Source organism: Vibrio sp. 3-2(1), from assembly GCF_963887575.1.
GTDB classification, from domain to species: Bacteria; Pseudomonadota; Gammaproteobacteria; order Enterobacterales; family Vibrionaceae; genus Vibrio; species Vibrio anguillarum.
In genome coordinates, this window is the sequence record NZ_CAWPGB010000064.1 from 1 (window position 1) to 23,287 (window position 23,287).

General features: G+C 44.5%; 18 protein-coding genes, 2 tRNA genes and 2 rRNA genes. 15 read left to right on the plus strand and 7 right to left on the minus strand.

Annotated elements, in window-relative coordinates; translation table 11 throughout:
- The 5 genes from AACQ79_RS16510 to nfsA form a co-directional block, all read left to right on the plus strand.
- Positions 1-104 (plus strand): 23S ribosomal RNA (locus tag AACQ79_RS16510); the annotation flags it as partial.
- An 87-nt stretch (positions 105-191) separates the two neighbouring features.
- A 5S ribosomal RNA gene (rrf, locus tag AACQ79_RS16515) occupies positions 192-307 on the plus strand.
- A 29-nt stretch (positions 308-336) separates the two neighbouring features.
- Positions 337-413, plus strand: a tRNA-Asp gene (locus tag AACQ79_RS16520).
- 60 nt (positions 414-473) lie between these two features.
- Positions 474-550: transfer RNA gene (locus AACQ79_RS16525), tRNA-Trp, on the plus strand.
- A gap of 211 nt (positions 551-761) precedes the next feature.
- Positions 762-1,484 (plus strand): oxygen-insensitive NADPH nitroreductase, encoded by a 723-nt coding sequence (nfsA, locus tag AACQ79_RS16530; RefSeq protein WP_017047921.1) that lies wholly within the window; start codon positions 762-764, stop codon positions 1,482-1,484.
- A 40-nt stretch (positions 1,485-1,524) separates the two neighbouring features.
- Here the strand turns inward: nfsA and AACQ79_RS16535 are convergent, their stop codons facing one another.
- The 3 genes from AACQ79_RS16535 to rdgC all read right to left on the minus strand — a co-directional run bounded on the left by AACQ79_RS16535 (position 1,525) and on the right by rdgC (position 4,259).
- Complete coding sequence (locus AACQ79_RS16535; RefSeq protein ID WP_013857525.1) at positions 1,525-1,779, minus strand: YfhL family 4Fe-4S dicluster ferredoxin; 255 nt, start codon at positions 1,777-1,779, stop codon at positions 1,525-1,527.
- Between the two features lie 2 nt (positions 1,780-1,781).
- A complete protein-coding gene (gene trhP / locus AACQ79_RS16540) occupies positions 1,782-3,182 on the minus strand; it encodes a prephenate-dependent tRNA uridine(34) hydroxylase TrhP (RefSeq protein ID WP_017042130.1) in 1,401 nt (466 codons plus the stop codon).
- Positions 3,183-3,344: 162 nt separating this feature from the next.
- Positions 3,345-4,259: a recombination-associated protein RdgC gene (gene rdgC, locus AACQ79_RS16545; RefSeq protein ID WP_010320437.1), complete on the minus strand. Its 915-nt coding sequence runs from the start codon at positions 4,257-4,259 to the stop codon at positions 3,345-3,347.
- 190 nt (positions 4,260-4,449) lie between these two features.
- On the opposite strand from rdgC, the gene phoB reads away from it, so the two are divergent.
- From phoB to AACQ79_RS16560, 3 genes are read left to right on the plus strand one after another with little or no spacing between them, the layout of a single operon-like run.
- A complete protein-coding gene (gene phoB / locus AACQ79_RS16550) occupies positions 4,450-5,139 on the plus strand; it encodes a phosphate regulon transcriptional regulator PhoB (RefSeq protein ID WP_013857522.1) in 690 nt (229 codons plus the stop codon).
- A gap of 20 nt (positions 5,140-5,159) precedes the next feature.
- Complete coding sequence (gene phoR / locus AACQ79_RS16555; protein ID WP_013857521.1) at positions 5,160-6,461, plus strand: phosphate regulon sensor histidine kinase PhoR; 1,302 nt, start codon at positions 5,160-5,162, stop codon at positions 6,459-6,461.
- A complete protein-coding gene (locus tag AACQ79_RS16560) occupies positions 6,458-7,417 on the plus strand; it encodes a PstS family phosphate ABC transporter substrate-binding protein (protein WP_088731897.1) in 960 nt (319 codons plus the stop codon). Before phoR ends, AACQ79_RS16560 begins: the two co-directional genes overlap by 4 nt.
- A gap of 41 nt (positions 7,418-7,458) precedes the next feature.
- Here AACQ79_RS16560 and ppx read toward each other — a convergent pair whose 3' ends face one another.
- Together ppx and ppk1 are read right to left on the minus strand one after the other, a co-directional pair.
- Positions 7,459-8,964: an exopolyphosphatase gene (gene ppx / locus AACQ79_RS16565; RefSeq protein ID WP_170899408.1), complete on the minus strand. Its 1,506-nt coding sequence runs from the start codon at positions 8,962-8,964 to the stop codon at positions 7,459-7,461.
- A complete protein-coding gene (ppk1, locus tag AACQ79_RS16570) occupies positions 8,945-11,044 on the minus strand; it encodes a polyphosphate kinase 1 (RefSeq protein ID WP_013857518.1) in 2,100 nt (699 codons plus the stop codon). Before ppk1 ends, ppx begins: the two co-directional genes overlap by 20 nt.
- A gap of 249 nt (positions 11,045-11,293) precedes the next feature.
- Here ppk1 and AACQ79_RS16575 point away from each other — a divergent pair, with 249 nt between their 5' ends.
- From AACQ79_RS16575 to phoU, 4 genes are read left to right on the plus strand one after another with little or no spacing between them, the layout of a single operon-like run.
- Positions 11,294-13,495, plus strand: a complete 2,202-nt coding sequence (locus AACQ79_RS16575; RefSeq protein WP_170899409.1) for an ABC transporter permease subunit — start codon at positions 11,294-11,296, stop codon at positions 13,493-13,495.
- Between the two features lie 39 nt (positions 13,496-13,534).
- The gene (gene pstA / locus AACQ79_RS16580; protein ID WP_170899410.1) at positions 13,535-15,181 is read left to right on the plus strand and encodes a phosphate ABC transporter permease PstA; all 1,647 of its coding nucleotides are present in this window, start codon (positions 13,535-13,537) and stop codon (positions 15,179-15,181) included.
- 2 nt (positions 15,182-15,183) lie between these two features.
- A complete protein-coding gene (gene pstB, locus AACQ79_RS16585) occupies positions 15,184-16,002 on the plus strand; it encodes a phosphate ABC transporter ATP-binding protein PstB (protein WP_010320428.1) in 819 nt (272 codons plus the stop codon).
- A 36-nt stretch (positions 16,003-16,038) separates the two neighbouring features.
- Positions 16,039-16,737, plus strand: coding sequence for a phosphate signaling complex protein PhoU (gene phoU / locus AACQ79_RS16590; RefSeq protein ID WP_010320427.1), 699 nt, complete (start codon positions 16,039-16,041; stop codon positions 16,735-16,737).
- Positions 16,738-16,803: 66 nt separating this feature from the next.
- Here the strand turns inward: phoU and AACQ79_RS16595 are convergent, their stop codons facing one another.
- Complete coding sequence (locus AACQ79_RS16595) at positions 16,804-17,640, minus strand: copper homeostasis protein CutC (RefSeq protein WP_170899411.1); 837 nt, start codon at positions 17,638-17,640, stop codon at positions 16,804-16,806.
- Positions 17,641-17,797: 157 nt separating this feature from the next.
- Positions 17,798-18,409, minus strand: coding sequence for a peroxiredoxin C (locus tag AACQ79_RS16600; protein ID WP_010320425.1), 612 nt, complete (start codon positions 18,407-18,409; stop codon positions 17,798-17,800).
- 196 nt (positions 18,410-18,605) lie between these two features.
- On the opposite strand from AACQ79_RS16600, the gene AACQ79_RS16605 reads away from it, so the two are divergent.
- From AACQ79_RS16605 to aceA, 3 genes are all read left to right on the plus strand, one after another.
- Positions 18,606-19,508, plus strand: a complete 903-nt coding sequence (locus AACQ79_RS16605) for a hydrogen peroxide-inducible genes activator (protein WP_170899412.1) — start codon at positions 18,606-18,608, stop codon at positions 19,506-19,508.
- Positions 19,509-20,100: 592 nt separating this feature from the next.
- Positions 20,101-21,735 carry a malate synthase A gene (gene aceB, locus AACQ79_RS16610; RefSeq protein WP_170899413.1) on the plus strand — a complete coding sequence of 545 codons (1,635 nt, stop codon included), beginning with the start codon at positions 20,101-20,103 and terminating at the stop codon, positions 21,733-21,735.
- Positions 21,736-21,884: 149 nt separating this feature from the next.
- Positions 21,885-23,195, plus strand: a complete 1,311-nt coding sequence (gene aceA, locus AACQ79_RS16615; RefSeq protein WP_088728655.1) for an isocitrate lyase — start codon at positions 21,885-21,887, stop codon at positions 23,193-23,195.
- Positions 23,196-23,287 lie beyond the last annotated feature (92 nt).

Here is a 23,287-nt window from a genome sequence, read left to right on the forward strand (position 1 = left end):
GTGTCCTAAAGGGTTGTTCGAGACTAGAACGTTGATAGGTTGGGTGTGTAAGCGCTGCGAGGCGTTGAGCTAACCAATACTAATTGCCCGTGAGGCTTAACCATACAACACCGAAGGGGTTTTGTGGACTCAATGAAAGAACATTGAATGTGTGAATGAGAACGAAACAGCTTTCCGAATTAAGAAATTTGCTTGGCGACCATAGCGTTGTGGACCCACCTGACTCCATGCCGAACTCAGAAGTGAAACACAACAGCGCCGATGGTAGTGTGGGGTCTCCCCATGTGAGAGTAGGACATCGCCAGGCTTTGAATATTGTCTAACCAGACACGCTGCGGAGCGGTAGTTCAGTTGGTTAGAATACCGGCCTGTCACGCCGGGGGTCGCGGGTTCGAGTCCCGTCCGCTCCGCCACTTATTAAGAGCCTCAGCAGTCATGTTGAGGTTTTCTTCAATGAGAAGCATAAATTATTTAGGGGTGTAGCTCCAACTGGCAGAGCAGCGGATTCCAAATCCGCGTGTTGGGAGTTCGAATCTCTCCACCCCTGCCATCTATCAAGCCTCCGCAGAAATGCTGAGGCTTTTTACTATTTTTCATCTCCTTATTATTTTTTAGGACATTCCTGTTCTTCAATAAAAGTATCGCCTCCATACTGCATTAAACCGATCTTTTCTGTGCTAATTTTAAGTTTGCATTTTTACGGCGTCAGTAGGTAATGCTTGCTAAGATAGTGGCAATATCCTCGTAGGGAAAAATATAAGATGAATCCAGTCATTGAAACTATTCTTGCACATCGTTCTATCCGATCTTTTACCGATCAGAAGATAACTCCAGATCAGCTGAGTACAATTATTTCTGCTGGTATTGCGGCATCATCATCGAGCCTATTACAGGTTAATTCAATCATTCGTGTTACGGATAAAGATAAACGCGAGCAGTTGGCTATACTGGCGGGCAACCAAGCTTATGTTGCAAGCGCTGCTGAGTTTTTAGTGTTCTGCATTGACTACCAACGTCATTACGCCATTAATCCTGAGGTAAAACCAGAGCTGATTGAACTCACTTTGATTGGCGCTGTAGACGCTGGGATCATGGCACAAAACTGTTTATTGGCGGCAGAATCGATGGGATTGGGTGGTGTTTATATTGGCGGCTTAAGAAATTCACCTAAAGAAGTGGATGAGTTATTAGAGCTTCCTCCATATTGCGCAGTGTTATTTGGTATGTGTTTGGGGTATCCGGCTCAGAATCCACAACTAAAACCTCGTTTATCTCCTGAGGTAATTGTTCATGAGAATACCTACCATGCTTTGAGTTATGCTGAAATAGAGCAATATGATGAGACGATGAGGGCTTATTATCAGACGCGTTCTTCCAATACCAAGCAAGCGGCTTGGTCTACAGAGGTAACGGCTAAATTAGCACAAGAATCTCGACCTCATATGTTGAACTATCTCAACAGTAAAGGCTTAGCACACCGATAAAAAAGAGCCCAATCTTAACGATTGGGCTCTTTTACAATGATTAGGCTAAACCTTGAATAACGACGAATTTTTCAAGTAGTTGATGTTCAGTCTCTATGTGTTCTGGATCGGTAATGATGCAGTTTGTTATCGGACATACGGATTGACAGGTGGGCTTGTCGTAATGTCCTTTGCATTCAGTACATAGATTAGGATCAATTTCATAGATCCGGTTGCCCATAGAGATTGCGCCATTTGGGCATTCCGGATCACACATATCACAGTTAATGCATTTACTGGTGATCAATAATGCCATAACTACTTGCCTACGGGATTACGAGTATCTTGGCCAGCATTCAAGTTACGCATTAACAGAGCAAAGTTTAAATCCAACTCTTCAGGAACCGGGATATAAACAAAGTGACCGTTTCCTTTTGCGTCATCAACAGTTTCACCTTTGCGGTTTTCCATTGCTTCAAGTCTGAAGACAACATTCCCTTTTGGGGTCATCAGCTCTAAACTATCACCTAAGATAAACTTGTTTTTAACTTCAACTTCAGCCATTTCACCACGACGTTTACCCGTAAATTCACCAACAAATTGCTGTGAATCTGAGACTGAATAGCCATAGTCATAGTTTTGATAAGTATCGTGTGTATGGCGTCGCAAGAAACCTTCGGTATAGCCACGGTGTGCAAGGCTTTCTAAAGTGCCCATCAGGCTTTCATCAAATGGTTTACCTGAAACTGCGTCATCAATTGCTTTGCGATACACTTGAGCTGTGCGAGCGCAATAATAGAAAGATTTAGTACGACCTTCTATTTTTAATGAATGCACGCCCATTTTCGTCAATCGTTCTACATGCTGTACGGCTCGTAGATCTTTTGAGTTCATTATGTAGGTGCCATGTTCGTCTTCAAAAGCGGCCATCTTCTCTTCTGGACGATGGCTTTCTGAAAGCAAAACCACATCATCAATCGGTTTGCCTAAACCAAGTGTATTATCAGGGCGCTCTTCTTGTACCTTGATAGTTTGAACTGCTGCTGGATCAAATTTCTCGACAATTTGACCTGTTTCGTCTTCTTTGGCTGATTCAACTTTGTATTCCCAACGACATGCATTAGTGCATGTTCCTTGGTTTGGATCACGTTTATTAATGTAGCCAGACAATAGACAGCGACCTGAATAAGCCATGCATAATGCGCCATGAACAAAAATTTCGAGTTCGGTCGTTGGACATTGCTCACGAATTTCTTCAATTTCTTCCAACGAAAGTTCGCGTGATAGAATCACTCGTTCAACGCCTTGGGATGCCCAGAACTTAACTGTTGCCCAGTTAACAGCATTGGCTTGAACTGAAAGGTGAATAGGCATTTCAGGAAATGCTTCACGAACCATCATGATAAGCCCAGGGTCAGACATAATGAGCGCATCAGGTCCCATTTCAACCACAGGCTTTAGATCTCGGATGAATGTCTTAAGTTTTGAGTTGTGGGGTTGAATATTACAAACCACGTACAATTTTTTACCCAAAGCATGTGCTTCATCGATACCGATTTGCAGGTTTTCATGGTTAAATTCGTTGTTGCGTACACGAAGGCTATAACGAGGTTGGCCGGCATAAACGGCATCTGCACCGTAAGCAAACGCATAACGCATGTTTTTTAGACTGCCCGCCGGTGATAGTAGCTCGGGGACAAAAGGGGTATGTGTGCTCATTGTTTTTCTCTAATCTGATCTCAAGTCAGGCCAATACCACCTGATGGTATTGGAGGGGCGCAAATTTTACGTTAAAAATAACCTTATGCCTAGTAGGGATCGTAAGCGATACAAAAAAGCCCAACACTTTTAAGGGTATTGGGCTTTTGCATGATGCTTTTGTTAAGCGTTCGGGTGAGGAAGGCCGCCGAGAACGTCAAATAAGTTAGGCAAAAATGCCGACATTTCACCACACATTAATGAGAAATCGGCATCAAAGCGAGCCGCTTGCTCTTCTCGTGGAATATCTTCATTTTGTTCTTTGAGCTCATCGCTAAATGCCAAACGCTTAATGCTACAATCTTCAGCCAGAATAAAGCTCAGGCGATCTTGCCAGTTCAATGCCAGTTTAGTGACAACTTTATTGGCTTCAATATGGCTTAAGATCTCATCGCTTGTCAGTTCTTGTTTCTTACAGCGGATCACTGCGCCATCTTCTAATAACGACTTTAATTCAGCTTCATCCAACAAGCTAAACCCTGGTGGTAGTTCGCCACTTTTAACCCACTGAGTAAGTGTTGTTTCTACCGCTTGTTCTGGGATCGCAGGTACTACGGGTAGGCTACCCATGGTTTTGCGTAGCAGCGCCAAAACGTCCTCAGCTTTTTTGTAGCTTGCGGCATCGACTAGAATGAAGCCTTGTTTGGGTAGAATAAGCACAAAAGTGAGATTGCTGCGGCTAAATGCTCTAGGTAGGAGATCGATGACAATATCTTCCTTGAGGCTTTCCTTCTCCTTTTTCTTGAGAGGTCGCCCTTCTTCCACTTCCATCGCTTCAACTTTGGCATTCAAAGAATCTTTAATGACCGAAGCAGGTAACATCTTTTCTTCTTTTTTCGCGCAGATCAGAATACGGTCTTCAGAAACGTGGGTCATCATGTCGCCGTGTTTACCCATTGCGTTAACCCAACCAAATTTTTGCTTATCTTGGCTGCCGCATGGCGTAAAACGAAATTCGGCCAGTTGTTTTTCGAGCTGATCGGCGTTGAATTCTACATCGCGATTAACACGATAAACCATACAGTTTTTAAACCACATATTCTTTCTCTTACTTAATTAGAAGACGCAACATGATAGGGGATTTGAAAGCTAAAGTCTTAAATCAATTTCAAAATATAATCATGAACTTGATAAGAAACTTATATGAAAAATTGTTTGCAAAGGTCACAAAAGTGTCATAATTGTTTCCCATAATGCATAGCGTTGATTACATAGAAAGGTTATTCAAATGTCTAGAAGGATTCTGGTTGTTGAAGACGAAGCACCCATTCGCGAAATGTTGTGTTTCGTGCTTGAGCAAAAAGGTTATCAAGCTGTTGAAGCGGAAGATTACGACACGGCGGTGAGTAAACTGGCTGAACCCTTTCCCGATCTTGTGTTATTAGATTGGATGTTGCCCGGCGGGAGTGGTATCAACTTTATTAAGCATATGAAGCGTGAAGAATTAACACGCAACATTCCGGTTGTGATGTTAACCGCCCGTGGTGAAGAAGAAGATAAAGTTCGCGGCCTTGAAGTGGGTGCGGATGATTACATAACCAAACCTTTTTCGCCTAAAGAGTTGGTAGCTCGTTTGAAAGCGGTTATCCGGCGCGTCACACCGACAGCACTGGAAGATGTGATCGACGTGCAAGGATTGAAGTTAGATCCTGTCTCTCATCGAGTAACGGCTAATGATAATGCCTTAGAGATGGGGCCGACGGAATTCAAAATGCTACACTTCTTTATGACGCACCAAGAACGCGTCTATAGCCGTGAGCAGTTATTGAACAATGTGTGGGGTACCAACGTTTATGTTGAAGACCGCACTGTCGATGTTCATATACGCCGTCTGAGAAAAGCGTTAGAAGAGGCTGGCCACGATAAATTAATTCAAACAGTACGTGGTGCCGGTTATCGCTTTTCATCCAGAACATAAAGGATTAATTAAGGTACGAAATGGTTGAACGTTTAACGTGGAAAAGGCTGGCTTGGGAGCTGGCTTTTTTTTACTCTCCTTGGATTATCGTTGGCTGGATCTTTGGCCATATGGCTTGGCTGCTGCTAGCGGCTACGGCGTTGCAACTGATTTGGCATTTGCATAACCAAATGCGCTTGTCGGCTTGGTTGTGGGATGAAAAACGTTTAACGCCGCCTTCCGGGACTGGAAATTGGGAATACCTGTTTAATGGGATTTACCGTTTACAGCAACGTCAACGTAAAAAACGCAAAGAACTGACCAATTTGATCCGCCGCTTTCGTAACGGGGCTGAGTCGCTACCCGATGCGGTGGTGGTGTTCCGTGACGAAGGGAATATTGTTTGGTGTAACCGACTTGCACAGCACCTGCTCGGTTTTCGCTGGCCAGATGATGCAGGTCAACCTATCTCAAATTTATTGCGTGCCCCTGATTTTATCAAATATCTGCAAAAAGATGATTTCACAGAACCACTTGAAATGCGCTCTCCACTTAATGTTGAGCGCATGTTAGAGCTGCGTATTGTGCCTTACACAGAAGGTGAGCATTTGATGGTTGTGCGTGATGTCACTCAATTGAAACAGTTAGAAGGCATGCGCCGAAATTTCTTTGCTAACGTTTCTCATGAACTGAGAACGCCGATGACGGTGTTGCAAGGGTATCTTGAAATGACAGAAGACCCTGACATGCTGGTAGGGCCTATGTGGCCTAAGGCACATGGAGTGATGACTGAGCAGTTAAACCGTATGAACAGTTTAGTCAATCAACTGCTGACGTTGTCAAAAATTGAAGCGGCGCCTATGCATGAGCTGGATGAAGTGGTTGATGTTCCGGCTATGTTGGAAGTACTTGAAAAAGAAGCGATCAGTTTAAGTGGCGATCATCATCACCGACTGCATTTTGATGTCGATAAGCGACTTAAAGTATTGGCCGATGAAGATCAACTGCGCAGTGCTATATCAAACCTTGTTTATAACGCCGTCAAATATACGCCTCCGGGAGCGGAAATTAATGTGCGTTGGTATCAAAACGCGCAAGGTGCTTGTTTAGACGTGGTGGATAAAGGGGAAGGGATTGAGCCACAGCATTTACATCGTTTAACGGAACGTTTTTATCGTGTCGATAAAGCACGTTCGCGAGATACCGGAGGAAGTGGGCTTGGGCTCGCGATTGTTAAGCATGCATTGTCACATCATGACACGCATTTGCAGATTCACAGTGAAGTGGGTGTTGGCAGCAAATTCTCTTTTATTTTGCCTAAACGTTTGGTTGTGCTGTCATGATACATCGCATATTTACAGCCTTTCTCTATTTTTACTTGCTGGTTACCACGAACGCCGTGATCGCTCAGCCGCTCGTGGATTACTCAAAAACTAACGGTGTTGCTGGTAGTTTACTTTCAGTGGGGTCAGACACCCTGGCAGGAATGACGACGCTCTGGGTTGAAGAGTTTAAGACGATCTACCCAAATATCAATGCTCAAGTACAAGCCTCAGGTTCTTCCACTGCGCCTCCTGCTTTAACTGAAGGAACAGCGCAATTTGGCCCAATGAGTCGCCCGATGCGTGGTCGTGAGATTGAAGCATTTGAACGCGCTCACGGTTATAAGCCGACGGCATTGCGGGTTGCGATAGATGCCATTGGTATTTTTGTACATCGAGATAATTCAATCAAAGGGCTTAATTTTACTCAATTAGACAGTATTTTCTCATCCACGTTGCGCTGCGGTGCTACACAACCGACCAATACTTGGGCGCAATTGGGCGTTGATGAGGATTGGGCTAAGCGAGGAATTCAACTGTTTGGCCGAAATTCGGTGTCGGGAACTTATGGCTATTTCAAACAAAATGCACTGTGTGGTGGCGATTTCAAAAAGGGAGTAAACGAGCAGCCGGGATCGGCATCGGTTGTACAATCGGTTGCTTCATCGATCAATACTATCGGTTATTCTGGTGTTGGTTATCAGGTTTCTGGTGTGAAATTGATTCCGATAGCCAAACAAGGCGATCAGTTTATTGCCGCAAGTTATGAAAATATTCTATCAGGTGCTTATCCGTTATCTCGCTATTTGTATGTGTATGTGAATAAACATCCTAATCAGGATCTGCCACCCATGCAGCGAGAATTTATCCGTTTCATTTTTTCTAAGCAAGGACAAGCGATCGTTGGGAAAGATGGTTATGTGCCTGTCAGTGCCGAGTTTGCTCAGCAAGAACTAGCTAAAGTGGGCATAAAATAACGAGCTGTTCGCTCGCTATTTTTAATCAAACCCAATTCAATTTAAACATTGAGCTGCCAACTGACACTTCGCCAATACTGTTGTTCGCACATCAGATCCGCATGTAATAATTTATTATTTTCTAACCAATTGGCATCTTCACATTCTAGTTTCCACTCATCATCTTTTGCGCTGAGTGTCAGCTCAGGAAGGGGATCATCATTACGTTGGCTATTGACAACAATCGCTAAACGCAACACGCGGATGAGGCCAATAATGTGCTTTTTCTTAAACAAGGTGAAATCATTCATTTCTTGCAGCTTGAGGGATTTGCGTTGAAAGCGCGCTAAGGTCGACAGCACTTGCTGTTGCTCGCTGTTAAAACCGGGCATGTTGGTGTGACGCAGAATATAAGCAGAGTGTCGGTGAAAGCCTTGTAAGTTGATGCTCAATCCCACCTCATGCAATAACGCTCCCCATTCCAAAAGATCAAACAGTTCGCTGCCTTTTTTCAATCCTAGCTCTGGGGTCACATTCTGTAGAAACTCTTTTGCATGGCCTTTGACTTTAGCGGCATGCTCTAAGTCGACTAGATGCTTCATCGCGAGGTTTTCAGTGGTGCGTAAACGGATATCGGAATATTTGAACCGATCTTCCATCTCATAAAGCAAACCTTCTCGTAATGCACCATCAGAAAAATGCATCTCTTTCACACGCAGCGATTTTAAAACCGCGCTTAAAATGGCAACTCCCGCAGCAAAAACGGGTTTTCTATCGTCAGTCAATGCGCTGAGTTCGATCTCATCAATACTTTGCCATTCACAGAGTTTTTCAATGAGTTTATTGACTCGCTCAAGCGTGATGATGCCATCATCAAAGCCCAAACCAATCAGTACTTCGTGAATGGCTTTGATGGTTCCTGACGAGCCGAAGGCGACTTCCCACCCTTTTTTGCGATATTTCGCCGCAATAGATTCGATTTTTTGCTCGGCGGCTAATATCGCATGAGCGAAGTTTCTGCTTGAAAGCCTACCATCAGCGAAGTAACGGTCGGTATAGCTGACGCATCCCATTTGCTTGCTGTTGATTAGGTCTGGATCAAACCCTTGGCCAATCACCATCTCGGTGCTGCCGCCACCGATATCCACCACCAACATAGACGCTGCTTGAGGTTGAGTATGTGCCACGCCTAAATAAATTAAGCGTGCTTCCTCAGCTCCGGGAATGATTTCAATAGGGAAAGGCAGTACTTGTTTGGCTCGTTGCAAGAATGTATGAGCATTATTGGCTTGACGCAGTGTATGCGTGGCCGCGATACGCACGTTTTCAGGTTCGAAACCTTGCAACCGCTCGGCAAACATCGCTAAGCATTCAAGTCCTCGCTCTATGGCATCGGCATCCAAATTTTTTTGTTCATCTAACCCAGCCGCCAAGCGTACACGTTGCTTATGGCGGCTCACCAGTTGCAGATCTTGATCGACGACTTTGGCCACCACCATATGAAAGCTGTTAGAGCCTAAATCGATGGCCGCAATATCGCGAATAGTATTAGTTGGGTTGATTGTCATGTAAGGGTTCTTTGCTCTTTCTGGTCTGTCTTTCTACATTCTTAAGATAGTCGTAGATGGCAAATTGTGAACGCACTTTTTTACGGTTACCACGTTCTACATAATTATTGCTCATCTCTTTGTCTATCCAGCGCGCTTTCACTGTATCGGTAAATTGTAAATTCATAATGTCAATCATACGCTGTTTCAAACGTGGGTCACGAATTGGTGTCGTTACTTCGATACGATGATCGATATTGCGCGTCATCCAGTCGGCAGAGGAGATATACACCAGCGGGTTGCCATCATTGTGCGTAATAATGACACGAGGGTGTTCCAAAAAGCGATCAACGATGCTGATGATTTTGATATTGTCACTCACGCCCTCAATTCCCGGAACCAGTGAACACATACCCCGGACGATCATCTTAATTTGTACGCCCGCGCTGCTTGCGCCATACAGTTTATTGATTAACCCTTTATCCACTAAGTTATTTAACTTTAAAGTGATTGCGGCTTTTTTACCAAGTTTCACATTGGCGATTTCACTGTCGATTAATCGATAAAGCTGAATACGAGAGTTTCTTGGCGACACAATGAGATGGCTAAATTTAACTGGGCGGTAAGGGTTTTCAATATAGCCAAACACGTTTCGTACTTCGGTAGCAATTTCATTGTCGGCGGTCAGGAGTGAAAAGTCCGTATAGATACGGGCGGTTTTTTCATGGAAGTTGCCCGTGCCTATATGTGCGTAGCGAACGATATTATCCTGTTCTTTGCGGCTAATGAGCAGCAATTTAGAGTGAATTTTTAATCCGGGAGCACCGAAAATCACTTGGACCCCCGCTTCGGTTAAAATACGTGACCATTCAATGTTGGCTTCTTCATCAAACCGTGCTTGTAACTCAACCACTACCACCACCCGTTTGCCATTGTGTACCGCATCGACGAGCGAGTTCATTAGGCGAGAATCTTTGGCAACACGATAAATATTAATTTTGATGCTGATCACTTTGGGATCAAACGACGCTTGTCTTACCAACTCGGTAATGTGTTCAAATGAGTGGTAAGGATAGTGAAGTAGAATATCCTGAGCGCGAATCGCATCAAATGCATTGGCAAAACCTTCAAAGTCAGCACATTGCATGGGTGGTAGCGGCTTGTTTTCTAAATAGTCACGCCCCACGTTTGGGAACCCAATGAAATCTTTAAAGTTATGGTAACGACCACCAGGAAGAAGGCTATCATAGTGCGATATTTTGAGTTTTTCGCACAAGAATTTAAGCATTTTTGTCGGCATTTCACGTTCATAAACAAAGCGTACGGGCATAGCACTTAAGCGTTGATTCAACCCTTCTGACATCTGTTCTAACAAACTGTATTCGACTTCCCGTCGCAAGTCATATTCCGCATCACGTGTCATTTTCATCGCGTAACCCGTGAGCTCTTCATAGTCAAAAAATCCGCGGAAAATCTCATCGAGGCAGTGGCGAATGATGTTGTCCAATAAGATGATGGTTTTGCGGCGTTTGCCCTTTTGCTCCGGCACCATGACAAAGCGCGGTAGGTGGTCTGTCGGGATTTCAATCAGCGCATATTGGCTGCGGTCATTGTGTTTGAGATCAACGGCAATGTAGGCGTATTCATCTTTCAAAAATTGCATGACATCAATGTCGTCAGTCATGAGCAGCGGTGTAATATGCGGGCGCACTTCTTTATGGAAATACTTAGTGATCCATTTTTTCTGAGTCTCATCCAACTGCGTTTCATTAACCAAGAAGATACGGCGACGTGCCATTTCTAAAATAAGCTCATTATAGAGATTGTCGAAATCTTGGTTGAGTTTGAACGCCTTACTTTGCATTCGTGTCAGCAAATGCTTGGTAGTATCGTTACCACCACGTTCTCGGTTGATCAAAATTTGCCGTTTTACATCGGAAAAGCGAACTTTATAGAACTCATCAAGATTGTTAGAAAAAATACCTAAAAACCGTATTCTCTCGATTAAAGGCACGGTTTTATCTGCGGCTTCTTGCAATACGCGTTCATTAAACGAAAGCCAGCTCAATTCCTTGTCGATATACAACTTGTCCGTACTCATTCATGTTACCTTTTAACTCAATTGACGTTTTTTACTGACTCACCCTCTGTGTGCTGATTGTGCGATTCTGCACAGCAATCAATTCGGGTATTGATGATTATGCAAACTATGCCTTTTATGTGACATTTTTATTTCAAGTAGGCAAGTTGAGTATAGTTGTTTTATTTTCAGTCGTTTATTGCGAGTTGTAATATACTTGTCACGAAAATTACATATTATACGCAGACAGGAAAAAGGGTAGAGAGAGCAATGGCACCAAGTGAATTTTCATTGAAGGAACGTGACAGAAAACGGTTGATAAAAGACCGTTTGGTTCGCCTTGCAGTGAGTTTTGGTGGCGTGAGTGTACTTGGCGCTTTAGTGCTGATTTTTGTCTATCTTGCGATGGTTGTTTTCCCTCTTTTTGGTAGCGCAAAAATTGAAAGGAACGTGGCGCAAGTGAGTATAACCACTTCCAATCCTCAATTTTTGGCCATAGATGAATACGGCGAGAATGCCTTTGTTGTTGACCTTGACGGCAGCATGAACTTTTGGCCCTTGGACGGCAAAACGGAACACGCATTGTGGTCGGATAGTCTCCTTATTCGCGTTGATCTTTTTAGCCAAGCTCCCCCGCTGGATGGATGGTTTGCCGCTAGCAATGTGGCGGGAGAGGTCTTTATTGCTCGCCCTAAATTCAGTTATCTGCATAGCGTGGAAGGTCGCCAGTTTTCTCCTTATCTTGAGCGCGTCAGTTTACCTTCTACATTTCGGCTGACTCATAAAACGCAAACGTTACGCCAGTTTGCCTTCGCCGTTACTGATGAGGCACTTTTCTTTGCTTCTTATCTCGATAATGATGAGGTGATAGTACAAACCTTAACGAGTGATAACGTCGAGCCAATTCAGCGCTTTGTGTTTCAAGGCTCATTTCCTTCTTTGGACCAATTGCTTTTTACGCCAGATGGTAAAACGCTTTATCTTCGCTCAGGGTCCGAATTGGTTGTTGCAGTTAAGAGTCGTCAAGGTTATTTCGTGCGAGAAGTGGTTGATTTAAGCCAAGGTAATTCCGATCGAGCCGTGACACAAATCAACTTATTGTCCGGTGCTTATTCGCTACTGGTGACTCACCGTAACGGCTTAGTGTCACAATGGTTTGATGTGCTGCAAAATGAAGAACGTCAACTGACTCAGATTCGTAAGTTTAAATTAGCGCCGCAGGTGACGCTGTTACTGCCGGATACTTATCGCAAAGGTTTCTACAGTTTCTACCCTAATGGCACAATCCAAAGTCACTATACGACCAGTGAAAAACTGGTGTTGTTTGAGAGGATGTACAACAAAGCCCCTCAATTGGCCGCCATGTCCAATAATGAGCTTTATCTCGCTACGTTGAGCGAGCAGAAGATCAGCGTGGCAAAAGTGGATAATGATTATCCTGAAATATCACTCTCATCATTGTGGCAAAAAGTGTGGTACGAAAGTTATCCAGAGCCTCAATATGTGTGGCAATCGACGTCAGCGAACGATGAATTTGAGCCTAAGTTTAGCCTAGTACCGATAGCTTTTGGCACTCTTAAGGCCGCAGCATACGCAATGTTATTTGCGATACCGATTGCGGTGTTTGGCGCGATTTACACGGCTTATTTTATGTCACCGAGAATGCGCCGAGTGGTGAAGCCGTCGATTGAATTGATGGAAGCGTTACCAACCGTCATTATTGGTTTTTTAGCGGGGTTGTGGTTTGCGCCATTAATTGAAAGCCATCTCGCGGCGGTCGGAGCGCTGCTGCTATTTTTACCCATTGTGATGTTACTCGTTGGGCTAGGTTGGCACCTGTTACCGAGAGCATGGGTGCGAAATTTTTCAAATGGGTGGCACGCATTGATACTAATCCCCGTATTAGTCGTTAGTGCAGTGGTTATCTTTTCGTATAGCAGCCAAATTGAAGTTTGGCTATTTGATGGCGATATTCAGATTTATCTCGCGCAAAACGGCATCGATTTTGATCAGCGTAATGCGCTGGTGGTTGGTTTTGCGATGGGCTTTGCCGTCATTCCAACCATTTTCACTATTGCGGAAGATGCGATCTTTTCTGTACCTAAACATCTTTCTGATGGGTCATTAGCATTAGGCGCAACACCTTGGCAGACATTAACCAAAGTCGTGTTGTTAACGGCAAGTCCTGGCATATTCTCGGCGATCATGATGGGTTTGGGGCGAGCCGTCGGAGAAACAATGATCGTTCTTATGGCGACGGGTAATACACCCATTTTAGATTGGAATATTTTAGAAGGGATGCGCACCTTATCGGCAACGATTGCGGTTGAGTTACCAGAGTCGGAAGTGGGGAGCTCCCATTATCGGTTGCTTTTTTTAGCGGCACTATTGCTACTCATGTTCACCTTTTGTGTCAACTCGATTGCTGAATGGGTCAGACAAAGGTTGCGTGCCAAATATCGCGCTTTGTAATCAAGGTGCTTTGTAATCAATTGGGAAAAATCATCATAAATGTTTAAGTGGTTTCAATCAGGTTCACCTTGGATATGGTTAACAGGCGGTGCTGTCAGCATCAGCCTGATTTCGGTATTGGGCTTGCTCCTGTTTATTGGTTGGAAAGGATTAACCTATTTTTGGCCGACGCCACTTTATCAATGGCAAACTCAAGAGGGGCAAGCACTGGTTGGTCAGCTCTACTCTGAGGAAAATGTGCCATTAACACACTTAAGAGCATTAGACATTACGTGGCCCAAAGCCATACTGGATGCTGGGGAAGTGAAGCGGCTCAGTATCAAAGTCGCTAACCGAGAACGAAATCATGCGGACTTTGTTTCGATACTGGATGTTAAACTGTCGGATAAAAAAATGCCTAGCGGGTGGGCGGTAATAGAACGTAAGAGTAACGGACAGTTTTATGGCAAGCCGATTATTTATGTTCAAACTGATGGAAGCGAGAGTTCGGATGTTCAGACCATGCTCGCTGCAGGAATGCAGGATGTCGCGTTATTGAGAGAGCAAATTGACGATGTGATTGACCAAGAGATCAGAGTCATTGGCTTTGCCGCCGAAAAATTACGTTTAGAGAAGCGTCGTAAAGAACTTAATGGAAAGCTAGAACGAACCTATTTAGATCACTATTTTCATAAAAAGCAGGATTTGGATAGCCAATTAGCTATTGCCGAACAAAAGCTAGATGCGCTGCGCCAGCAAATGAATGGGCCGTCGTTGATTGTTGAAGAGATGAGTGGGCAACGAGTGGCGATTCCACTTAGCCAAATTCTCGATATTTGGTATCCCAATGATATGACTTTGGGGCAAAAATTGGTCCAGTGGGGGAAGCAGGTGTGGCTCTTCCTATCAGAAGATCCCCGAGAATCGAACTCTGAAGGCGGCGTATTTCCAGCCATCTTTGGCACCGTGCTGTTGGTGTTGTTGATGTCGATTATCGTCATGCCACTTGGTGTTGTGGCGGCTATTTATCTGCACGAATACGCAAAAGAGAATCTGTTTACTCGTATCATTCGTGTTGCGGTTATCAACCTTGCTGGTGTGCCATCGATTGTTTATGGGGTGTTTGGTCTTGGTTTTTTTGTTTACACCATAGGCTCATCGATTGATACGCTACTCTATAGCGAAAGGTTACCGGCCCCTACTTTTGGTACGCCTGGCTTACTGTGGTCGGCGCTCACATTAGCGGTGTTAACTCTACCCGTAGTAATTGTGACGACGGAAGAAGGGTTAACACGGATTCCCAGCGCAGTACGCCATGGCTCGTTAGCATTGGGCGCTACCCATTTTGAGACGATTTGGCGCATAGTATTGCCGATGGCAAGCCCTGCGATTATTACTGGGCTTATTCTCGCCATTGCGCGAGCCGCGGGTGAGGTTGCCCCTTTGATGCTGGTGGGTGTGGTCAAACTGGCGTCAAGTTTGCCTGTGGATGGCGAGTTTCCCTTTGTACATCTTGAGCGAAAATTCATGCACTTAGGTTTTCATATTTACGATGTTGGTTTCCAAACGACCAACATCGAAGCGGCTAGGCCACTGGTGTACGCCACTTCATTTTTATTGGTGACAGTGATTGTGGCACTGAATTTAACGGCCATCAGTATCCGCAATAACTTGCGTGAGAAATATCGAACGTTAGGGCAAGATTAATTATGTTTTCCATCAATCAAACTTTGGGTTATCACGCCCCGTTAGATGTCAATAATCTGAGCGATCAACAAACGGCGATTGCGATTGAAGATCTGAATCTGTTCTATAAACAGACTTGTGCGCTGAGCCATATCTCAATGCGTATTCCCAAAGGACAAGTAACGGCGTTTATCGGCCCTTCCGGTTGTGGTAAGTCAACCTTACTGCGCTGTATTAACCGGATGAACGATCTGGTCGAAGGGTGTCGAGTTGAAGGTGAAGTCAAACTTCATGGTAGAAACGTCTATCACCCAGATGTAGATGTTGCCACGTTGCGCCGCCGAGTGGGGATGGTATTCCAACGACCTAACCCATTTCCGAAATCCATTTATGAAAACGTGGTGTATGGACTTCGTCTGCAAGGGATTAAAAATAGCCGTACTTTAGATGACTCCGTTGAGCGAGCTTTAAGAGCCGCTGCGTTATGGGATGAAGTGAAGCATCGCCTACATGAAAATGCATTTGGCCTTTCGGGTGGGCAGCAGCAACGCTTAGTGATCGCCAGAGCGATTGCTATTGAGCCAGAGGTGTTGTTGCTTGATGAGCCAACGTCCGCGTTAGACCCTATTTCTACTTTGACCATCGAAGAGTTGATTAACGATCTCAAAACCAAATACACAGTGGTGATTGTGACACATAACATGCAACAAGCGGCAAGAGTGAGCGATCATACGGCTTTTATCCATATGGGAAAATTGATTGAGTATGCGGATACTGACTCTATTTTCACCTCCCCATTGAAAAAACAGACGGAAGACTATATTACTGGTCGATATGGTTAATACTTTCGTCAATAGCGATATTCAAAAGGAACGATGATGCATCTAGGTCGCCACATTTCAGGACAGTTCAATGTTGAACTTGAATCGATTCGCACTCATGTATTGACTATGGGCGGGTTGGTGGAGCAACAACTCTCTTTTGCGATGCAAGCATTGCATAAAGATGATGCCGATCTGGCCAGAAAAGTCGTTCGGGATGATCACAAAGTGAATGCGATGGAAGTTTCTATTGATGAGGCTTGCACGCGTATTATCGCTAAGCGACAACCGACAGCCAAGGATCTGCGCTTGATCATGGCGATCATCAAAACCATTACCGACCTTGAACGAATTGGTGATGTTGCCACCAAAATTGCCTACGTCACTATCGAAAGCCCTTCACCTAAAGAGAGCAAATTTCGAGTTTCTCTTGAACCCTTATGTCGGCAAGCCATTGCAATGTTGCACCAAGTGTTGGATGCTTTTGCGCGGATGGATCTTGAATCGGCTGCTGAAGTGTACCGCTTGGATGACAAGCTGGATGCCGAATACGAAGCCGTGATCCGCCAACTGATGACCTATATGATGGAAGACCCTAAAAATATCCCACATATATTACAAGTCATGTGGTCTGCACGAGCCATCGAACGCGTGGGCGATCGCTGCCAGAATATCTGCGAATACATCATCTATTTTGTCAAAGGTAAGGATGTGCGCCACTTAGGTAAACAATCGATTGATGACATCCTAAAATAGCCTTTTGGGTAAAGTAAGGTGAAGGAAAGTTATTCACCTTACATCAAGACATAACGGTCGCCGAAGTTAAGAAAGCTGGCGCAATACCTTTTGGATTTTTGCCGGATCGGTAATTGGGATGAGGGTGTCATCGACAGACTCTTGGCCCATTTTCACCGCATTGGCGATCATATCCATGCTACTTGCACGCGTGGTTTTGCCGGACAAATGCACTTCAGTGATGCCCGTTTCACGGATAATGTCAGTCACGTTTGATGCGTTTAAGCCAGCCCCAGCCATAATAGAGAATCGACCATTCGCCAGTTTCACCATGTGTGCAATTACGGCTCGTCCTGCATAGGCATCTGGCGCTAACCCTGAAGTAAGTACACGCTCACACCCTAATTTTGCAATGTCTTCAATCGCTTGTTCATAGCTGTGGCATTGATCAATCGCACGGTGGAAAGTGGTACCCAACCCTTGCGCGGCTTGCATCATCAGTAAGCTTGCTTCAAGGTTGATGGTGCGATTCGGATTCAAAATACCAAAGACGATGCCGTCTAGTCCCGCCTGTTTTGCCATCTCTATATCGATCAACATCGAATCGAGATCATCCTGATCATAAAGAAAGTCGCCTTGACGCGGACGAATCATCGCGTAAACAGGAACGCTCGATATTTGTGCGGCCTTTTTCATTAAACCAAAGCTGGGCGTCAGTCCACCCAATGCGAGCGACGAACACAATTCAATGCGAGTAGCCCCGCCTTTAATGGCGTTGTGTAGCGATTCAATATTATCAATACACACTTCAACTTGAATATTCATAGCAAAATCCTGCTGGAAAAATTTGGTTAATGTTAGCAAGTTAGAGTAGTGACGTCTGTGTGATTGAGGTGAGAAATAGGGGTAAAGTTTACCAACCAATGCTGCCTCATTTTCACTAAATGAACGACAACGAAAAAGCCCAAAGCGTTAGCTTTGGGCTTGGATAAGGACTTTACTTCTTAACTGATTGGCGATGCGTTTTACGCTTTATTATATGTCCAACCATTGACCCGAGTTGAGCGCGGGCTAAGGAGAATTATTTCTTGCCTAGGTCGTCTGAGTGCTCAGCTAGGAATGCTGCAACACCTTTTGGAGATGCATCCATACCGGCTTTGCCTTCTTCCCACTGTGCTGGGCACACTTCACCGTTCTTTTGGTGGAAGTTAAGTGCATCAACCATACGTAGCATTTCGTCGATGTTACGGCCTAGTGGTAGGTCGTTCACAACTTGGTGACGTACAAGACCATCTTCGTCGATGAGGAAAGAACCACGGAAAGCAACGCCTGCTTCTGGGTGCTCAACATCGTACGCTTTACAGATTTCGTGCTTCACGTCAGCGATTAGCGGGTATTTCACTTGGCCAATACCGCCGTTTTCGATAGCGGTATTACGCCATGCGTTGTGAGAGAATTGAGAATCGATAGATACACCGATTACTTCAACGCCTTTCGCTTGGAAATCTTCGAAGCGTTTGTCAAAAGCGATAAGCTCTGATGGGCAAACGAAAGTGAAGTCTAGTGGGTAGAAGAAAACAACCGCTTTCTTACCTTTAGTAAATTCTGCGAAGTTGAAGCTATCAACGATTTCACCGTTACCAAGAACAGCTGCTGCAGTAAAATCAGGGGCTTTACGACCAACTAGTACCATTTTTTTGCTCCTAAGAATAAGGTTTAGTTCCAAACCAGTGATGAGCACTGGTCCAGTCCGTTTTTGAACGAGACAAACTATAGTACAGATTGTAGGATAGTAAAAAGCGAAATAAATAGATTGGTCTCATCGAAAAAAGCGATGAGCTCTAATGACGGAATCAGAAACGGTACTCAAATAAGATAGTAGTAGAACGATGAATAAATGGCCCAGTTTGAAGCAGTTGCACTATTTAGTAACACTCTACGAAACACGGCACTTTAGTGATGCCGCTGAACGTTGTTTCGTTAGTCAATCTACCCTAAGTAAAGGGATCCAAAATTTAGAGGAATTAATAGGTTGCCCGCTTTATGAAAAGGATAAGAAAGCTCCGTTAGTGTTTACCCAAGCGGGAGAGCTGGTTGTTAGCCAAGGAAGAGAGTTACTTGCCAAAGGACAAGATTTAGTGGAACTCGGCAAGGTTTGCCAAGGCGATGAGATGCAAGGTCATCTTAAGCTGGGTTGTATTCCAACCATTGCTCCATTTTTACTGTGTGATTTAGTGCAAGAAGTGAATGTCCGCTTTCCGAAGTTGAACTTATTATTACGAGAAGATACGACGACGAACCTTTTGGCTGCACTGCGTCATGGAGAGCTTGATGTGTTGATTTTGGCTTTGCCTGTCGATATCGGCAAAATGGAGAGCCGAGTCGTGGGGATTGATCCATTCAAAATGGTGATCAGCCGTCATCAAATGGATAGCATCCGTGTGCCAATCAAGTATGCTGACCTGCCTGATGAATCGGTGTTTTTGCTCGAAAATGTGCACTGTTTAACGGATCATGCTGTGTCGGCTTGCAAGTTGACCGCTAAAGAGAAAATTAATCCATTTACCGCAACCAGTTTACATACCTTAGTGCAGATGGTCGCCAATGGTTTAGGGACGACTTTCATTCCACAAATGGCAATCAATCATGGCTTAGTTGAAAACCAAAATTTAGTGGTCATCGAGCCTCCTGGCCAGCAAGCGTATCGAGAGATTGGTTTAGTCTGGCGGCCAAGTTCATCGCGAACTCACACTTTTAAGCAGTTAGCGGATGTGGTTTCTGGTTTACTTTAGCGATTAGTCTTACTCTTTCCTTTGCCTAAAAAATCAAAAAGTCACTTTTAATGTGGCTTTTTTCAGTTTTTTATTCTGTTAGTGTTTTTAAACTTGTAAAATTTTACAAACAATTCTTGATGAAGTTTTCATAAAATCAAAAATCTTTACAGCCACAATTTTACACATCCTATTTTCTCTTGCGTTTAAAAAGAAGCCATCTGTCTCGCTCGGTTAGTCGTAAATTCAAGCCTTACTGCGTCTCACATCATTTCGAACGTCTGTTTAAAACTAAAATCTGCCTTTTTGAGTTGTGTAATAAAATAACGTAATAACTTTCATATTTAACAAGGAAATCAAACATAGGTTTGAAACGGGATAAAACTTTGTTTTTAACCTTTCATTAACTTTGTCTCTTTTGCTGAATGATGAGTTGATGTAAGGTTTAATAAGGTTTTGTAAGACTTATGTCTAGCTTGGTTAGGCTTGAAATATTGGATTGACTGAGAGAAAGTGTCGGTAGAGATAAGTCAGTGGATAGCAAAAAATGAGCATTTGAATTTGTGGTTTTTAAATTACAAATGTAGTTGGAATGGTTTTAAGGAAGAACGTTATGTTTGCACAGACCCCAGAAACAGAGTTAGCACTCAGCAAAGAACACCACGAAGCCAAGCTTGAGGTTGTTGGTGCCGTTGGCTCACATCACCAAGCTATTTTCCCTTCAGAAGCCCAAATCTTCTTGTCCACTCTGTGTGCTAAATTTGCAAGCCGTGTTGATTCGCTGCTGGATGCACGAGAAGAGCGACAAACACGTATTGATAACGGAGAACTGCCGGATTTTCTCAAGGATACGCAAGATATTCGCGAAGGAAGCTGGAAAATTCTCGGTATCCCACACGATTTACAAGATCGTCGAGTGGAGATTACGGGGCCAACCGACCGAAAAATGGTGATCAATGCATTGAATGCTAACGTCAAAGTGTTCATGGCGGATTTTGAGGATTCGATGTCACCAGCATGGGATAAAGTGCTGGATGGGCAAGTCAATTTGCGTGATGCCATTGAAGGAACCATTAGCTATACCAATCCTGACAATGGTAAGTGCTACCAGCTTAAAGATAACCCAGCGGTGCTCATCTGTCGGGTACGCGGTCTGCACCTTAAAGAAAAGCATGTTAAATATGCAGGGCAAAGTATTCCGGGTTCGCTGTTTGATTTTGCACTCTACTTTTACAACAACTATAAATCATTGCTTAAAAAAGGCAGTGGCCCTTATTTTTATCTTCCAAAACTTCAGGCCTATCAAGAAGCAAAGTGGTGGAGTGACGTTTTCCATTTTACCGAAGAGTATTTTGGGTTAGAAACTGGCACCATTAAAGCCACCGTATTGATTGAAACCTTACCTGCCGTGTTCGAGATGGACGAAATATTGTTCTCGCTTAAAGAACACATTGTCGGCTTAAATTGTGGCCGCTGGGATTACATTTTCAGTTATATCAAGACATTGAAAAATTATCCGGATCGGGTGCTACCAGATCGCCAAGTTGTCACAATGGAAAAGCCGTTTCTTAACGCCTATTCACGCTTGCTGATCTATACCTGTCATAAGCGCGGCGCATTTGCGATGGGCGGTATGGCCGCTTTCATTCCAGCTAAAGATCCCCAAGAAAATCAGTTGGTTATCGATAAAATTCATCACGATAAATTACTCGAAGCCAATAATGGTCATGACGGTACTTGGGTTGCCCATCCCGGTTTAGCGGATACGGCAAAAGCGGTCTTTGACCAAGTACTGGGCGAGCGTTGTAACCAATTAGATGTTACGCGTCTGTCTGATGCGCCGATTCATGCCAATGAGCTGTTGATCCCATGTGAAGGGGAACGTACCGAGCAGGGCATGCGTCATAATATTCGAGTTGCACTTCAGTACATCGAAGCATGGATCTCCGGCAATGGCTGTGTCCCCATTTATGGTTTGATGGAAGATGCGGCGACCGCAGAGATTTCTCGAGCGTCAATATGGCAATGGATCAAGCATGGAAAAGCCTTGGATAATGGTCAGATTGTTACCAAAGCGCTTTTTGAGCAGTATCTTGCGCAAGAAATTGAAGTCGTGAAACAGGAAATCGGCACGCAGCGATTTGCACAAGGACGATTTAGCGAAGCGGCACAATTGATGGCTCGCTTAACTACCAGCGATGAGCTGACTCATTTTCTCACCGTTCCGGGTTATGACTACCTAGATTGATGAGATTTAAAACCAATATCTAATAACCAATAACCAATAACCAATAACTAACAACCAATAACGTGAAGCTGTTTTCAAAAGCAGAATAGGTCGTACTGCTGAGAAAAGGATGACAGTGCGCTTGCGCATCAAAATAAGAGGGATAGACCATGACATTAACTCGCCGCCAACAAATCGAAGCTCTAGAAAAAGATTGGGCAACCAACCCACGCTGGAAAAATGTAAAGCGTACTTATACTGCTGCTGAAGTGGTTGACCTGCGCGGTTCAATCACTCCAGCCAACACTTTGGCCCAACGTGGCGCTGATAAATTGTGGTCACTGGTTAACGGCAGTGCCAAAAAAGGTTACGTAAACTGCTTGGGGGCATTGACCGGTGGTCAAGCGGTACAACAAGCCAAAGCGGGAATTGAGGCGATTTATCTCTCCGGCTGGCAAGTAGCGGCAGACAACAACACCGCTTCCACCATGTACCCAGACCAATCGCTCTATCCAGTCGATTCTGTTCCATCGGTGGTCAAGCGCATCAACAACTCGTTTCGTCGTGCCGATCAAATTCAGTGGGCGGCCGGAAAATCACCGGAAGATGAAGGTGGTATTGATTACTTCTTACCGATTGTTGCCGATGCTGAAGCCGGTTTTGGTGGCGTACTCAATGCTTACGAGTTGATGAAGTCGATGATTGAAGCCGGGGCGGCCGGTGTGCACTTTGAAGATCAGTTGGCGTCAGTAAAAAAATGCGGACACATGGGCGGTAAGGTTCTAGTTCCGACTCAAGAGGCGGTTCAAAAATTGATTGCCGCTCGTTTAGCTGCTGATGTAGCGGGGACAACGACACTGGTTATTGCTCGTACTGATGCAAATGCGGCGGATCTACTGACCTCGGATTGCGACGCATACGATCGTGATTTTATCCAAGGTGAGCGTACTCAAGAAGGTTTCTATCGCGTGAATGCTGGGATTGAGCAAGCGATTTCACGCGGCCTCGCTTACGCGCCGTATGCTGACCTCGTGTGGTGTGAAACCGCTAAGCCTGATTTGGATGAAGCCCGCCAATTTGCCGAAGCAATTCTAGCGCAATACCCAGATCAACTGCTGGCTTATAACTGTTCTCCCTCTTTCAACTGGGAGAAAAACTTGGACGCAGACACCATTGCTCGTTTCCAGCAAGAGTTGTCGGACATGGGGTACAAATATCAATTCATCACCTTAGCGGGCATTCATAACATGTGGTACAACATGTTTGAGTTAGCACATGCTTACGCGCAAGGCGAAGGTATGCGTCATTACGTTGAGAAAGTTCAGCGTCCAGAGTTTGAAGCAGCATCAAGAGGTTATACCTTTGTTGCACACCAACAAGAGGTGGGAACGGGTTACTTTGACCGGATGACCAATACCATCCAAGGTGGCAGCTCTTCCGTGACCGCGTTAACGGGCTCTACTGAAGAAGACCAATTTTAATTAGCGATACTTCCCAATCATTATCTGTGTAACACCTTTGAGCGGCGTAAGCCGCTCTTTTTTATGTGAGGCACTTATATTAGGGAGTGAGC

Bases quoted from the DNA above. Each gene is read 5' to 3' on its own strand.
- nfsA (WP_017047921.1), top strand. From the start codon at position 762: ATGAATCCAGTCATTGAAACTATTCTTGCACATCGTTCTATCCGATCT.
- AACQ79_RS16535 (WP_013857525.1), bottom strand. From the start codon at position 1,779: ATGGCATTATTGATCACCAGTAAATGCATTAACTGTGATATGTGTGAT.
- trhP (WP_017042130.1), bottom strand. From the start codon at position 3,182: ATGAGCACACATACCCCTTTTGTCCCCGAGCTACTATCACCGGCGGGC.
- rdgC (WP_010320437.1), bottom strand. From the start codon at position 4,259: ATGTGGTTTAAAAACTGTATGGTTTATCGTGTTAATCGCGATGTAGAA.
- phoB (WP_013857522.1), top strand. From the start codon at position 4,450: ATGTCTAGAAGGATTCTGGTTGTTGAAGACGAAGCACCCATTCGCGAA.
- phoR (WP_013857521.1), top strand. From the start codon at position 5,160: ATGGTTGAACGTTTAACGTGGAAAAGGCTGGCTTGGGAGCTGGCTTTT.
- AACQ79_RS16560 (WP_088731897.1), top strand. From the start codon at position 6,458: ATGATACATCGCATATTTACAGCCTTTCTCTATTTTTACTTGCTGGTT.
- ppx (WP_170899408.1), bottom strand. From the start codon at position 8,964: ATGACAATCAACCCAACTAATACTATTCGCGATATTGCGGCCATCGAT.
- ppk1 (WP_013857518.1), bottom strand. From the start codon at position 11,044: ATGAGTACGGACAAGTTGTATATCGACAAGGAATTGAGCTGGCTTTCG.
- AACQ79_RS16575 (WP_170899409.1), top strand. From the start codon at position 11,294: ATGGCACCAAGTGAATTTTCATTGAAGGAACGTGACAGAAAACGGTTG.
- pstA (WP_170899410.1), top strand. From the start codon at position 13,535: ATGTTTAAGTGGTTTCAATCAGGTTCACCTTGGATATGGTTAACAGGC.
- pstB (WP_010320428.1), top strand. From the start codon at position 15,184: ATGTTTTCCATCAATCAAACTTTGGGTTATCACGCCCCGTTAGATGTC.
- phoU (WP_010320427.1), top strand. From the start codon at position 16,039: ATGCATCTAGGTCGCCACATTTCAGGACAGTTCAATGTTGAACTTGAA.
- AACQ79_RS16600 (WP_010320425.1), bottom strand. From the start codon at position 18,409: ATGGTACTAGTTGGTCGTAAAGCCCCTGATTTTACTGCAGCAGCTGTT.
- AACQ79_RS16605 (WP_170899412.1), top strand. From the start codon at position 18,606: ATGAATAAATGGCCCAGTTTGAAGCAGTTGCACTATTTAGTAACACTC.
- aceB (WP_170899413.1), top strand. From the start codon at position 20,101: ATGTTTGCACAGACCCCAGAAACAGAGTTAGCACTCAGCAAAGAACAC.
- aceA (WP_088728655.1), top strand. From the start codon at position 21,885: ATGACATTAACTCGCCGCCAACAAATCGAAGCTCTAGAAAAAGATTGG.